The 14,314-nt window shown below is 73.0% G+C and carries 9 protein-coding genes; all 9 read right to left on the bottom strand.

The genetic code is table 11. The features are described from left to right. Positions 1-3 precede the first annotated feature (3 nt). The 9 genes from ACZ5NW_RS01840 to ACZ5NW_RS01880 all read right to left on the bottom strand — a co-directional run bounded on the left by ACZ5NW_RS01840 (position 4) and on the right by ACZ5NW_RS01880 (position 14,292). On the bottom strand, positions 4-1,956 hold the full coding sequence (locus tag ACZ5NW_RS01840; RefSeq protein ID WP_468741719.1) for an alginate lyase family protein: 1,953 nt from the start codon (positions 1,954-1,956) through the stop codon (positions 4-6). After that, entirely contained in the window at positions 1,953-4,127 is a 2,175-nt protein-coding gene (locus ACZ5NW_RS01845) for a bi-domain-containing oxidoreductase (protein WP_468741720.1), read from the bottom strand. The genes ACZ5NW_RS01840 and ACZ5NW_RS01845 overlap by 4 nt, the downstream gene beginning before the upstream one ends. Positions 4,128-4,144: 17 nt before the next feature. Next, on the bottom strand, positions 4,145-6,079 hold the full coding sequence (gene asnB / locus ACZ5NW_RS01850) for an asparagine synthase (glutamine-hydrolyzing) (RefSeq protein WP_468741721.1): 1,935 nt from the start codon (positions 6,077-6,079) through the stop codon (positions 4,145-4,147). 3 nt (positions 6,080-6,082) lie between these two features. After that, entirely contained in the window at positions 6,083-7,594 is a 1,512-nt protein-coding gene (locus ACZ5NW_RS01855) for a Wzz/FepE/Etk N-terminal domain-containing protein (RefSeq protein WP_468741722.1), read from the bottom strand. Next, the gene (locus tag ACZ5NW_RS01860; protein ID WP_468741723.1) at positions 7,591-8,961 is read right to left on the bottom strand and encodes a Wzz/FepE/Etk N-terminal domain-containing protein; all 1,371 of its coding nucleotides are present in this window, start codon (positions 8,959-8,961) and stop codon (positions 7,591-7,593) included. Before ACZ5NW_RS01860 ends, ACZ5NW_RS01855 begins: the two co-directional genes overlap by 4 nt. Further along, positions 8,958-10,208 carry a glycosyltransferase family 4 protein gene (locus ACZ5NW_RS01865; RefSeq protein ID WP_468741724.1) on the bottom strand — a complete coding sequence of 417 codons (1,251 nt, stop codon included), beginning with the start codon at positions 10,206-10,208 and terminating at the stop codon, positions 8,958-8,960. Before ACZ5NW_RS01865 ends, ACZ5NW_RS01860 begins: the two co-directional genes overlap by 4 nt. Before the next feature lie 4 nt (positions 10,209-10,212). Next, complete coding sequence (locus ACZ5NW_RS01870) at positions 10,213-11,529, bottom strand: nucleotide sugar dehydrogenase (RefSeq protein ID WP_468741725.1); 1,317 nt, start codon at positions 11,527-11,529, stop codon at positions 10,213-10,215. Positions 11,530-11,602: 73 nt separating this feature from the next. After that, complete coding sequence (locus ACZ5NW_RS01875) at positions 11,603-13,081, bottom strand: sugar transferase (RefSeq protein WP_468741726.1); 1,479 nt, start codon at positions 13,079-13,081, stop codon at positions 11,603-11,605. Between the two features lie 626 nt (positions 13,082-13,707). Continuing rightward, complete coding sequence (locus ACZ5NW_RS01880) at positions 13,708-14,292, bottom strand: GNAT family N-acetyltransferase (protein WP_468741727.1); 585 nt, start codon at positions 14,290-14,292, stop codon at positions 13,708-13,710. Between the last annotated feature and the right edge of the window lie 22 nt (positions 14,293-14,314).

The following is a 14,314-nucleotide window of genomic DNA, read 5'->3' on the forward strand; positions in this document are numbered from 1 at the left end:
TCCCTAGCCGTGGAACCTGAGCACGGTGGTGAAGCCCTCCGTGCCGTCGGTGGAGCCGGTGCCGATCAGCGTGGTGGTGGGTTCCTTGCGTCCGAAGCCGGGGGAGTACCAGCCCAGCGGCGGGTCGCTCTCCCCGCGGTGCGCCCGCCAGGTCAGCTGCCCGGGCAGGTCGAGCGTCGCGGAGCGGTCCTCGCCGTCCCGGGTCCAGGTGAGCCGGGCCCGGTCGCCCGCCAGGTCGGCGGTGATCGCCGGGCCCAGGTGGAACGCCAGCCGGACCGCGCGGCGCGGGCCGCGCACCTCGTCGAGGATCCGCAGCTCCTGGCTCGCGGCGGTCAGCTCCACCCGGCGGCGGTGCACGGAGCTCTGGTAGCCGTCGTGCTCGGCGCACCAGCGGGCCACGCCCGCCTCGGAGGTGTCCGCAGCCAGGACGCGGCTCTCGGCATGCCGGGTCCACAGGAACGGGCCGCCGGAGACGGACTGGTCCTCGCCGTCCAGCTCCAGGGTGTTGTGGCCGAGGGTGGACCGGAAGTACCGCCGCCACTCGGGCTGACCGTGGTAGCAGTACGTCCCCGGGTCGGCGAGCACGTCGACCCCGTCGTGCCGCACCTCCACCGACAGCGCGTCCGCGTGGGCGTGCGCGGCGATGGACAGAAAGCCGTGCGGACCGCCGTCACAGCGGCACCAGATCTCCTCCGGACCGCGCAGGATCGTCATGCCCGCGTCGGCGAAGTGGGCCGGCCGGCTCGCCGGGCGGCTCCCGGACAGGTCCGTGGGCCCGATGAGCGCGGCGAGGAGCGGGGTGCGCACATCGGTGCCGGTGACCACCGGCCACCAGTCGAGCCGGCCGAACACGGCGTCCCCGGTGGCCAGCAGCGAGCCCCAGCGGTCGGTGCCCGCGCCGTCCACGACCAGGCCGTGCCCGTCGTCCGCGTCCCCCTGGCGCGGCGGCCGCAGCCGGTTGTCGACCACGGCCGCGAGCCCGTCGGTCATCCGCAGCAGCACCAGCCGGAGCGACGCGGGCACCGCGACGCCCGCCGCGTCCGCCTCGGCCAGGGCGGCCAGGCCGAGCTCCAGCACCAGCCCGTGGTACTCGGTGGCCAGCTCGCGGTTGAGTCCGGAGCCGAAGGTGTTGGCGCGCAGCTGCCGGTCCAGCGACCGCAGCGCGTCGGCACGCCAGCGCGCCGAGGCGGGGAACCAGCCGAACGCGCAGGCCGCGGCGAACTGCCCGGCGGCCTCCGCGACGACATGGTTGTTCGCCGACGACCCCCGGCTGGGGAAGGCGGCCAGCCAGCGCTGGTGGTGCCAGATCTGGTCGCGCGCCACCGGGTTGTCCTCGAACAGGGCGGCCGCGCCCGGCCAGCCGTCGAGCAGCCGGCGGATCCACACCCAGGACAGCAGCCGGATGCCCAGCTCGATGCCGCTGGTCCAGTGCACCCCGCGCAGCGGCGCGTTGCCCCGCCACCACGACCGCAGATGCGCGGCCACCCGCTCGGCGTACCGCTCGTCCCCGGTGATCGCGTAGGCGGCGGCGAGCTGGGTGAGGTACTGGTGCCGGGACGGCTCCCAGATCTGCTTGATGTCCCCGACCGCGTCCTCGTCGCGATACGGCACGTCGAAGGCGTAGCCCCACGGGGCCCGGCGCCCGGTCTTCGGGTCCCACCACCAGTCCGGGTCGGCCAGATCGTCACGGTCCACCCCGAAGTACCCGCCGTGCCCGTCCATCAGCCGGTCCGCCTCGGCGATGAGCCGTTTCGCGGCGTCCGGCGGCACCTGCGCGATCGTCCCGGGGGGCAGGACGGCGGTGAACCGGGCACCCGTCACCTCCGGGCAGTCCGGCCGCGCCGACCGCCACCGCCGTCTGCGCACCGTGTCGCCCACCCGGCCCGCGACCTCCCGCGGTCCCATCCGCGACAGCCGCCGCAGATACCAGCCCGCACTCCCCGCGCTCACCGTCATCGCGTCCTCGCCAACGTCACCGGCGCGCCGCCGGCCAGCGCGGCCCGCACGGCGAGGGTGGCCGCCGTGGTGGCGACCAGCGACTCCAGCGGCACCGGCATCGGCCCGCCGGTCCGCACGGCGTCGAGGAACGCGTCCAGCTCGGCGCGCTGGCCCTTGTCCCGGGCCTTGGGCAGCCGGGAGCTGACCCACCGCTTGCGGCCGTCGTACACGCCGGCCCGGACGAAGTCGTCGAGCCGCAGCGCGCGGCCGTCCGCGATCAGGTCCAGCGTCTCCTTGGGGAAGCCGGCCGGGCCGCCGGTGAGGTAGCTCAGGGTGGCCGTGGACCCGTCCGGGTAGCCCAGGACGATCTGGAGGTCCTCGTTGCCGGGCGGGGCGACCGCGTACACCGAGACCGGGTCGGCGCCCAGCAGCCAGCTCGCCGTGTCGATGAAGTGCCCGCCCTCGCCGGCGAACCGTGAGCCCTCGGTGTCCTGCTGGAGGTACCAGCTGCCGTGGTCGAGGCGGCCCGCGTTGACCAGGTAGCGCAGATGCGCCGGACCGGTCCGGGGGCCGAACCGCTTCCGGGCCTCCCGCAGCAGCGGCGCGAACCGGCGGTTGAAGCCCACCTGGAGCCGGTCGTTGCCGGACTCCTCCACCGCCGCGAGTACGCCGGCCAGCTCGTCCTCGGTGAGCGCCAGGGGCTTCTCGACGAACACCGTCTTGCCGGCGAGCAGCGCCCTGCGGGTCAGTTCGGCGTGCGAGCTGTGCCGGGTGACCACGAACACGGCGTCGACGGACGCGTCGCCGAGCACGGCGTCGAGGTCGGTGGTCGCCTTGGCGAAGCCGAACTTGCGCCGGGCGTTGGCCGCGGACAGCGAGGTGGTGGTGACGACGGTGGACAGTTCCACGCCCTCGCGCCGCGCCAGGTGCGGCAGCAGCATCGACGTCGCGTAGTTGCCCGCGCCGACGAACGCCAGGCGCACCGGGGACGTGACGGCCCGGGCCGGACCGCGCCGCGCGGTGACGGCGGGCACGGCCATCGCCGGAGCCTCCGCCTCGCCCTCCGCCTCGGGGTAACGGAACAGCACGGCCACGGCCTTCAGCTCGCCGTCCTTCAGGCGCCCGTACGTCTCCACCGCGTCGTCGAAGTCGGCGACGTGCGAGACCAGGGGCTCCACGTCGACGCTGCCGCGGGCGACGAGGTCGAGGAAGCACGCCAGGTTGCGGCGCTCGGTCCAGCGGACATAGCCGATCGGGTAGTCCCGCCCCTCCAGCTCGTACTCCGGGTCGTAGCGCCCGGGCCCGTAGCTGCGGGAGAAGCGGACGTCGAGCTCCTTCTCGTAGTACGCGTTCCACGGCAGGTCCAGACGGCACTTGCCGATGTCGACGACCCGGCCGCGGTCCCGGCTCAGCCGGGCGGCCAGCTCGACGGGCTGGTTGCTGCCGCCGCCGGCGGCCAGATACACCTGGTCCACGCCGTGTCCGCCGGTCAGTTCGGCGACGGAGTTCGCCACCGTCGCGGAGGCGGGGTCCCCGCAGGCCGCCGCGCCCAGGCGTTCGGCCAGCTCGCAGCGCGCCGGGTCGGGGTCGGCCCCCACCACGCGGACGCCCGAGGCGGCCAGCAGCTGCACCACCAGCTGTCCGATCAGCCCGAGGCCGACGACCAGCGCCACGTCGCCGAGCCGGGACTCGCCCTGGCGGACGCCCTGCAACGCGATCGACCCGACGGTGCCGAAGGCCGCGTGCCGCGGCGCGAGGCCGTCCGGCACCGGGGCGTAGAGGTTCTTCGGCACCCAGTTCAGCTCGGCGTGCAGCGCGTGCTCGTTGCCGGCGCAGGCCACCAGGTCGCCGACCTTCACATCGTCGATCCCGGCGCCGACCTGCTCGACCACCCCGCACAGCGAGTAGCCCAGCGGCGTGTACGAGTCCAGCTTGCCCATCACCTTGCGATACGTGGCGCCCACCCCGTTGGTGGCCACGCTCTGCAGGACCTTGGCCACCTGGTCCGGCCGGGAACGGGCCTTGCCCACCATCGACATGCCGGCCTCGGACACCTTCATGAGCTCGGTGCCGGTGGAGATCAGCGAGTAGGCGCTGCGGACCAGCACACCGCCCGGCTTGCACCCCGGCTCCGGCACGTCGAGCAGCGCCAGCTCGCCGCTCTTGTAGTTCTGTACAACCTGCTTCACGCGAACTCCCCTGATTCCTAAGCCGTTTGCCGAGTGCTCTGGCCGGACCCAGAGGTCGCGTCGCGATACCAGTACTCGAGGGTCAGCACATGCCACAGATGCTTGGAGAAGTCCTGCTGCCCGGCGGCGTCCTCGGCGACCATCCGCGCCAGCGCGTCGCGGCGCAGGATCCCGGCGCGGACCAGCTCGCCGTCGTCGACCACCTCGCGCACCAGCGGTGCCAGATCCCGGCTCATCCAGGCCCGCAGCGGGGCGCTGAACAGGCCCTTGGGCCGGTACACGATCTCCCGGGGCAGGATCGAGGTGGCCGCCTCCTTGAGCACGGCCTTGCCCTGCCGTCCGACGATCTTGCGGTCGCCGGGGAACGCGAACGCCGCCTTGACCACCTCGACGTCCACGTACGGCGTCCGGACCTCGGTCGACGCGGCCATGCTGGAGCGGTCCGTGTACGTGAGGTTCAGGCCCGGCAGGAACATGCGGGCGTCGGTCAGGCACATGCGATTGACGAAGTCGTCGAGGTCGTTGTCCCGGTAGACGTCCGCGTGCTCGGTCAGCACGTCGTCGACCGTCCCGGCCAGGTCCGGATCGACGAGCGCGAGCAGCTCCTGCCGGTCGTACATGGTGTAGCTGCGCCGGAACGCGGTCTCCTGCGGCAGATCGGCGAAGGACAGGAACCGCTTGGCGAAGCGCACCGACCGGTATCCGCGCCGGGACGAGGCGACCGGCAGCCGGTCCACGGCCGCCGACAGCCCGTGCCGCAGGGGCCGCGGAACGCGCTGGTAGCGCAGCGCGAGCAGGTTGGCCAGGTGCTTGCGGTACCCGGCGAACAGCTCGTCCGCGCCCATCCCCGACAGCATCACCTTCACCCCGGCCTCCCGGGCGGCCGAGCAGATCAGGAACGTGTTGATCGCGGCGGGGTCGCCGATCGGCTCGTCCAGGTGGTACGTCATCCGCGGCAGCAGGTCGAGCACGTCCGGGGCGATCTCGATCTCGTGCAGGTCCACGCCGAACCGCTCGGCCACCTGCCGGGCGTAGCGCAGATCGTCCGGCATCGCCTCGAACTTGGCGTCCTCGGCGCGGAACCCGATCGTGTAGGCGGAGATCCCCGGCTGGTGGCGGGCCGCCAGCGCGGTCAGATAGCTGGAGTCGAGCCCGCCGGAGAGGAAGGTCGCCACGGGCACGTCGGACAGCAGATGACGGCGCGTCGACTCCTCGACGACGGCGGCGAGGTCCGGCAGCTCGCCGCTGCGGGCCCGCTCGCGCCCCTCGGCGGCGACGTCCCTCAGATCCCAGAACCGGCCGCGCTCCACCCGGCCGTCGGGCCGGCACCGCAGCCAGCTCCCCGGCGGCAGCTTCTCCGCCCCGCGGAACGCGCACCGCGAGTCCGGCACCCAGTAGTACAGCAGCGACGCCACCAGCGCCCCCGGGTCCACCTCCAGCGAACCGCCGGTCACCGCGGCCAGCGCCTTGAGCTCGGAGGCGAACACCAGACCCTCGCCGCGCCGCAGCAGGAACAGCGGCTTGATGCCCAACTGGTCGCGGGCCAGGACCAGTTCGCCGGTCCGCTCGTCGAAGACGCCGAACGCGAACATGCCGCGCAGCCGGGGCAGGCAGTCCGTGCCCCAGCGCCGCCACGCCTCCAGGAGCACCTCGGTGTCGGAGGTGCCGCGGAAGCGCACCCCGGCGGCCGCCAGCTCGGCCCGCAGCTCGGGCGCGTTGTACAGCTCGCCGTTGTACGTCAGGACGAGGCCGTCGGAGGCCATCGGCTGGGCGCCGGTCTCGGACAGGTCGATGATGGACAGCCGACGGTGCCCGAGGTGCACCTCGCCGTCACCGGCGGGGTGGCTGTACCGTCCCGCGCCGTCCGGACCGCGGTGGGCGAGGGTCTCGGTGAGCCGGTCGGTGACGAGCTTCCCGTCCGGCCAGTGGTACGTGCCTGCGATGCCACACATGTCCTACCGAGCCTCCTGGTCGCTGTCCGGCACCCGTGCCGTCCACATCGGCAGCCGTTCCCGGTGCCGGCCGGTCCCGTTCTGTCCGCCCGGCTTCTCGCCGCGGCCGCGCGCGGCGGCGGGCGGCCCGTCCCACAACGTGCCGTCGGTCCGGTCACGCGGGTCGGGGTCGAGCAGCACCACACCGATCACCGCGATCCGCTGCTCGGCGAGCTGCCGCGCCACGGTGTGCAGCCACGCGGCGCTGCCGTGCCCGGCCCGTACGACGAGCACGGTCCGGGTGCCGAGATACCGCAGGTCGGTCCACGCGGTGCCGGGCGCGACCGAGCCGACGCCGATCAGGCGTTCCTGAGCCATGTCCGCGGCCCGATCGCCGCCGACCACGGCCGGGTCTCCCGGCTGCGGGCGCCGCCTCGCGAGCTGCGGCCCGGGCAGCCCGTCGACGACCGCCACCGGCTCCTGCGCCCCCAGCGACCTGGCGAGGTCTAGGGCGATCCCGGCGGCGCCGCGGGCACAGCCCAGTTCCAGCAGCGACAGCGTTTCCGCGGATCCGCGCGCGGTACGCGCCAGGGAGGTGGTGAGCCGGGTCCGCGCCGCCCGGATCCGCCGGCGCCGCCAGGGCCTGACCGACCGGCCGGGCAGCTCCGCGATGACCGAGGCGCCGAGGTTCGCCGCGATCTCCCGGCGCAGCACGGGCCGGTCCGCGACCACCGTGCCGACCGCGGCCACCACCAGCCCGAGGACCAGTCCGAGGACGAGTCCGATCGCGGCGTTGGTGGCGGCGGTCCTGGGCAGCGAGTGCGGCACCGCGCGCGGCGCGTCCACGACCTGCGTGCCGGCGATGAGCTGGGGCGTGCCGACCCGCGCCTCCGCGGCACGCTGGCCGAAATCGGTGATCCGGGAGGTGAGTTCGGCCCGGCGCGCGAAGAGCGACTCCAGGTTCGCCGAGGCCTTCGGCCCGTTGCCCGGTGAGCCGTCCCCGATCGACCGGTTGACCTGGGCGAGTTCGGCCCGCATCCGGCCCTGCTGGTCGAGCAGGGCCTTGGCCTGCGCGTTCGCGGCTTCCTGGATCCGCCGCACATGGTCGGCGACGAACGCGTCGGCCAGCGCCTTGGCGCGGGCCACCGCCTCCGCCTCGCTGTCCCCGGTCACCGTGATCTGCAGCAGGTTGTTGGTCAGCCCGGCACCCGAGTAGTCCCGCATGAAGTCCTCCGGTGCCACCGGGGACCCGAGGGAGTGCAGGGCCGCCTGCGCGATCCGCGTGGTCTGCAGCAGCGCGGCGTCGGTGCGGATCAGCGTGCCGGGGTCGTTCGGCTGGTCCTCCTGATGGGCCACCAGCACCTTGGTCACCGCGGTCGGCTTCGGCGGCAGCAGGACGGCCACCGCCACGCCGAGGATCAGCCCCAGCAGCGCCGCGGAGCACCACAGGCGGCGCCGTCGGCGCACCGCCACCACCAGCGCCTGGAGGTCGAGCAGCGGAGCGGCGGCCGGGTCCGCGGTCGTACGTGTGGTCACCCTGAGACTCCTGTCGCCTCGTCGCTCATCGCGAGCGCCGGCACGGCGGCGTCCCGGGGGCGGCCGGCCGGCCGCTTCGGGCGGGCCGCCCGGACCGGGCCGGCGAGGACGACCCCGACGACCTCGTGCCGGGCGTCCGCGCACGCCTCGGCGATCCCGGCGAGTTCCGCCGCGGTCCAGCTGCCCGCGCTGAGCACGACCACGGCACCGGACTCGTTGTCGCGGTCCGGCACCAACGGCTCGGACACCGACACCCCCACCGTGCGCAGGAATGGGTCGCGCCCGGCCTCGGCGACGAGCTGTCCGGCGGCCCGGCGGGCGATCTCGTCGCCGTCCGGGACGACGACCAGCAGCCGCCGCGGGGCGGGCAGTTCGTCCCTCAGACGGGCGCACACCCGCCGGTAGCGGATCCGCCGGGCGGACTCGTCGCCCGAGGTGTGCGGGGCGGGCACGTCCCAGCGGACGTCGGTGCCCAGCAGCCGGCGCAGCCGGGCCCGCGCGCCACGGTCCTCGGGCCGGTCCGAGGACCGTTCACCGGAGACGTCGACGGTGCCGAGGAGCGCCGAGCCCAGGGCCGCGGCGATCTCCGGCTCGGTGCGCAGCCGGCGGCTCATCCGCGCGGCGGCGAGATGGCCGACGACCGCGAGGAGGAGGAACAGCAGTGCCCCGCCGGCGATGAACTGCGTCCTCGTGGGAGGCGCCTCGCCGGCCGGCCGGGTCGCCGGCCCCATGACGACCATGTTGGCCTTGGCGGCGGCCGGATCGGCCTGGTCCAGCTTGTTGATGGCCCCCTGGAGGGAGGTGCGCAGCTTCTCCAGCTCGGTGCGGGTCTGCACGCTCTCCACGGTCTGCCCCGGGTCGGCGGCGTCGGCCAGCTCGGTGATGCGGCGGCTGGTCTGCACCACCATGTCCCGCAGCGCCTCCAGCTCCTCCGCCGCTTCCGGGTCGGTGTCGTCGCCCACGATCCGCGCGGCGAACGCGACGAACTGCTGGGCCATCTGGTCGGCGAGCTCCTGGGCGCGTTCCGGGGTCTCGGCGGTGCCCGAGATCTTGATGATGTTGCCGTCGGCGGCCGTGGCGCTCACCCGGTCGCGCAGCTCCCGGTCGCTGACGCCGGGCCAGTCGAGCGCGGCGGCCGCGCGGTCGACGACCACCGAACTGGTCGCGATCTGCGTCTGGGTCAGCAGCTCGCGTTCCTCCCACGCCCCGGGCAGCAGCACGGATGCCGACGTCGTGTAGCGCGGCGGGAACAGCAGGGAGGTGCCGTAGCCGACGAGCGCGCCCACCACGGTGAGGACGGCGAGGAGCCGCCAGCGCCGGCGGAGAATCCGCCCGATCGTGACCAGGCGTATCGTGTCATCGCTCAACGGCGCGGCCTCCTTGCTGCCCGGCCCGGGTCGCCCGCGGACACCGGAGCGTGGTCACGGCAGGCGGCGGTGTAGGCGGCGAGCAGCGACGCTTGCGAGTTGCGCCAGGAGAGCGGACCGCCGATCCGCTCCTGGCCGATCTTGCCCATCCGGGCCCGCTGGTCCGGATCGTCGAGGAGCTGCGCGACGAGCCCGGCGAACGCGCTCTCGTCGTCGGCGGGCGCGTAGACGGCGGCGTCGCCGGCGGAGACGCGCGCCTCCTTCAGGTCGAACGAGACGATCGGCCGGCCCATGGCCATGTACTCCAGGACCTTGTTCATGGTCGACACGTCGTTGAGCGGATTGCGCGGGTCGGGGGAGAGGCAGACGTCGGCGGTGGACAGGTAGCGCACCAGGTCGGCGTCCGGGACGCGGCCGGTGAACTGCACCTGGTCGGTGAGTCCGAGCCGCCGGGACAGTTCCACCATCGCGTCGAAGGCGTCGCCGGAGCCGACGAACACGGCGTGCCAGTCGGTCCGCCCGAGGTCGTCGCGCAGCTTGGCGAGGGCGCGCAGGGCGTAGTCGACGCCGTCCTGCGGGCCCATGACGCCGAGGTAGCACAGCAGATGGGGCTTGCCGCGCTTCAGTTCCGGCTCGGGCGGCACGGGCTGGAACCGGTCGGTCTGGGGCGCGCTGCGCACCACGAAGACGTCCTCCGGCCGCTTGCCGCCACGGCGTACCGCGACGTCCCGGTAGCTCTCGTTCGTGGCGAGCACGATGTCCGCGGCCCGGTAGGTCCGCCGTTCCAGCGCGCACACGGCGCGGTAGAGCAGGTCCTCGCCGCGGTCGAACCGGGAGAGGTACAGCTCGGGTACGAGGTCGTGCTGGTCGAAGACGAACCGGGCGCCGCGCCGCTTCAGCCACAGCGCCGGCAGGAACAGCAGGTCGGGCGGGTTGCAGGCGTGGACCACGTCGACCGGGCCGACCCGGCGGGCCAGCCGGGCCGTGTGCCACAGGGCCGTTCCGTACTCCCGCAGGTAGCCGGCGGGGCCTCCGGTGGCGGCGCGCAGCGGGTAGCGGTGGATCCGCACCCCGTCGATCACCGCCTCCGGTTCCGTGTCCCGCTTCTCCCCGCGCGGGCAGATGACGTGGACCTCCCAGCCGGCGTCGCGCAGGGTCGTGCACTCCTGCCACACCCGCCGGTCGAACGGCACCGACAGGTTCTCCACCAGGATCAGCGCCCGCCGGCCCGCCCCGTCACCGCTCATCGCATTACCAAGCAAGGCCCACGTACCCCGGTTCGGTCCGGCGCGTCTCGGCGTCGGGAAGGCGGATGAGGTCGACGATGACCGGGCCGTCGCCGTGCGGCAGTGCCGCGAGGACGGCCGGATCCCTGGTTCCGACCAGGCAGACCTCGGCGTGCTCCAGTACTTCGTCGACGGAGTCCGCGAGCAGCTGCGCGAGGTGCGGCAGCCGGGTCTCGATGTACTCGCGGTTGGCGCCGATCAGCCGGGAGAGGCTCACATTGGCGTCGTGGATCCGCAGCTCGTACCCCTTGCCGTGGAGCCGCTCGGCCAGTTCGACGAGCGGGCTCTCGCGCAGGTCGTCGGTGCCGGGCTTGAAGGACAGCCCGAACAGGCCCACCTTGCGTTTTCCGGTGCGTTCGACCAGCTCCACCGCGCGCTGGAGATGGTCGGCGTTGGAGGGCAGCACATGGGAGAGGATGGGCACCGAGACATCGGCGCGCTGAGCCGCGTGGACCAGGCTGCGCAGGTCCTTGGGCAGGCAGGAGCCGCCGAAGGCGAAGCCGGGCCGCAGATAGGCGGGGCTGATGTTCAGCTTGCGGTCGGCCAGGAACACGTCCATCACCTGGTGCGAGTCCACCCCGAGTGCCTGGCACACCGCGCCCAGCTCGTTCGCGAACCCGATCTTGAGTCCGTGGAACGCGTTGTCCGCGTACTTGATGGCCTCGGCCGTGGGGACCGGCACCCGGAACACCTCGCCGGGCAGGCCGTCGTACAGCGCCAGCACCGCGTCGCCGCTCGCCGGGTCGAGTTCGCCGATGACCGTCTTGGGCGGGTCGAAGAAGTCCCGCACGCTCGTGCCCTCGCGCAGGAACTCGGGGTTGACCGCGACCCCGACGTCCACCCCGACCGTGCCGCCGAGGTTCTTCTCCAGGATCGGCACCAGCAGGTTCAGACAGGTGCCGGGGAGCATGGTGCTGCGGAACACGACGGTGTGCCGGCCGCCGCGCTCGGCCAGCGCGGCACCAATCTGCTCGGTGACCCGCTCCAGGTACGTGGTGCACAGGCTGCCGTTGGGCTCCGAGGGCGTGCCCACGCAGACCAGCGAGATCTCGCTGCCCATGATCGCCTCACGGACGTCGACGGTGGCGCGCAGCGCCCCGCTGCGCACGACGTCGGCGGTGAGTTCGCCGATCCGCTCCTCGACCACCGGGGCCTTGCCGTCGTTGACCAGGTCGACCTTCACCTGGTTGACGTCCACGCCGATGACCTCGTGCCCCATGCTGGCCAGGCACGCGGCTGATACGCAGCCCACGTAGCCGAGCCCGAAAACGCTGACCCTCATGACCCGTTCCTCCCCCTGACGGACCCTCTCGGGCCCGTGGTCCGCTCGCCCGCCGGGCGTCGGTTGCGGCGCATCAGTAGGCCCCCTGCCCGTAGAGCACCGCGCGCAGCGTCTTCCACAAGATCACTGTGTCCAGGGCGAGCGACCAGTCCTCCACGTACCGAAGGTCCAGCCGCACCGCCTCCTCCCAGGACAGGTCGCTGCGTCCGCTGATCTGCCACAGGCCGGTGAGCCCGGGCTTGACCAGCAGCCGCCGGCGGATGTCCGGGCCATACGCGGCGGACTCCTCGGGCAGCGGGGGCCGGGGACCGACGAGCGACATCGATCCGGTGAGCACGTTGAACAGCTGCGGGAGTTCGTCGATCGAGTAGCGGCGCAGCACCGCTCCCACCCGGGTCACCCGTGGGTCCCGGCGGAGTTTGAACAGCGGGCCGGCGCCCTCGTTGCGGTCGGCCAGCTCGGCGCGCGCCCGGTCGGCGTCGGCGACCATGGTGCGGAACTTGAGAATGGTGAACTCGCGGCCGTCCTTGCCGACCCTGCGCTGGCGGTAGAACGCCCCGCCCCGGCTGTCGACGAGCACGAGCACCGCGACGAACAGCATCAGCGGCGCGAAGAGCATCAGCAGGAGCGCCGCGCCCGTCCGGTCGACGACCTCTTTGACGGCCCGTCGGCCGCCGGTGAAGGTCGGCATGCTGACCCGCAGCAGCGGGATCCCGAGCACGGCGTCGACGTGCAGCCGGGGGCCGGCGACCTCCATCAGGACGGGGGCCACGACCATCTCGGCGTCGCTGCCTTCGAGGTTCCAGGCGAGCCGCTGGAGCCGGGCCGGGGACCAGTGCGGATCCGGGGTGACCGCGACGACGCGGTAGCCGTGGCGCCGGACGTGGTAGGCGACATCCGTCAGCCGGCCGACGACCGGCACTCCGTCCAGGTGCCCGCCGCCGAGCCCGAGACCGTCCGTCGTGCACACGGCGTCCACCCGCCAGCCGAGGTGCGGGAACTTACGGGTGCGGGTGATCAGATCGCGGACGGTGGCCAGGCTTCCGGCGGCGAGCACCGGTCTCAGACACCGTCCTTCCTTGCGCTGTTTGTGCAGCCAGAGGCGCAGCAGATAGCGCGTGGTCATGGTGACCAGCGCGATCGCGGGGATCGCGACGAAGATCCAGAGTTTGATGTTCCGTGAGGTGAGCGCTATTCCGCCGAGGGCCAGGACGACGGTCGCCGTGAACAGCGAGCGTCCGAGCCGGCGGAATTCCTCGGCGCCCTGGCCGAGTACGGCCGGCGCCCAGGCCCGGCTCACCGCGAGCGCCCCCAGCACCAGCAGTTCGGTGCCGAAGGCGAGGATTCCCCACTTCTCGTGCCAGTTGGCGGCGTCCCGTGCCCCGAAGAATTCGCCGATCCCCGCCACCACGACGGCGGTGGCCGCGGTGTCACTGGTGATCACGGTACGGCGGTACCGCTGCTCCCATTCGATGGCCGGCGGTCCGATCGGCCCGTCCGCCATACGCCCGCGCGTCGACGGAAACGGGCTGACTACTCCCCCTTGCGGCACAGAACCCCCCAGGTTCCCCAGTGGTTCGACGTGTTCGCCCAACACTGTTACTCCCCCCCGGGAGGCCCCCGCCTCCCGCTGTTCCTCCCCTAGGGAGGCCCCCGCCTCCCTCGCGCACGCGTCTCGGCCGAAGCGGAGCTATGTGAACAGCCCGTCCTGGCGGCAGCGGATCCGCATGCCGTACCGGGCGCTCGAAGTGCGCGCGAAACCGTTGAAACCCCGGGTGCTCCCCGCACCCAAGGCCCCTATTCGGGCTCTAAGAATTGATCACCCCCACGTCCGGCGCCGGGGACGCGACCGCTGGCTTAGTTGAGCGCCGGACCAATAGATCATTAGCGGTCGCCTCGTGTCCGAACAGCTGAAGCACGGTCAATCTAGACCATCGGGACCAGTTATGAAGAGGGGATGTGAGTAATTTGTGTTCAAGCTTTGGGGCTGGAGCCATTGATCGCTCACAGCCCCCGTCGCGTTCTCGCCACGGCCCGTCCGACAGGGGCCGAAACGGACTGCCTGTCAGGTCCGGCGCGGGGAAGGGGCCTTGATCCGTGGCCTCGCGTGGGGGCCGTTTCCCGGGGCGGGCGGTGGCATGAGCGCGCCGTGCGCATGAGTCACATGAGCCACATGAATCACATGGGCCACGAGACATGGCACTCCGCCGGGGTACGGGCGGGGTGACGGGGGCCGAGGAAGACGACGATGCCGTTGGTGTCGGGGGAGGGCTGGGTGACCTGGGTCCAGCCCTCGCGGCGGTAGAAGGACACCGCCCGGGCGGACCGCATGGAGGTCAGCAGCCAGCAGCGCCCGTCGGGGGCGTCCGCCGTGACCGCCTCCAGGAGCCGGCCGGCCAGTCCGGTGCCGTGGGCGGCCGGGCGGACCGCGAGTTCGTCTATCTGGCGGGCGCCGACCAGCCAGTCGCGGGTGCGTTCGGGGCCGAGGCCGGCGGCGACCCGGGGGTAGTTGCGGTCGGTGGGGAAGGGGGCCTCGGTCGTCCAGGCGGTGGCGAAGCCTACGAGGTCCTCGCCGGAGAAGGCGAGCGCGGCGGTGAAGCCGGGCCGCCGGACGTGCCCCGCCAGCCGTCCCACGAACGCGACCGCCTGCTCCTCGTCCTCGTCCCAGGGCGGAGCGCAGAACGCGTCGACATAGACCCCGCGCAGAGCCGGGCTGTACGTGAGCAGGTCGTCCCCACGGAAGACACGGATCGTGTCCGGCATCGCTTCCATCGTCCACCCTTAT

The sequence above is a fragment of the Streptomyces sp. NPDC032126 genome, from assembly GCF_055580085.1.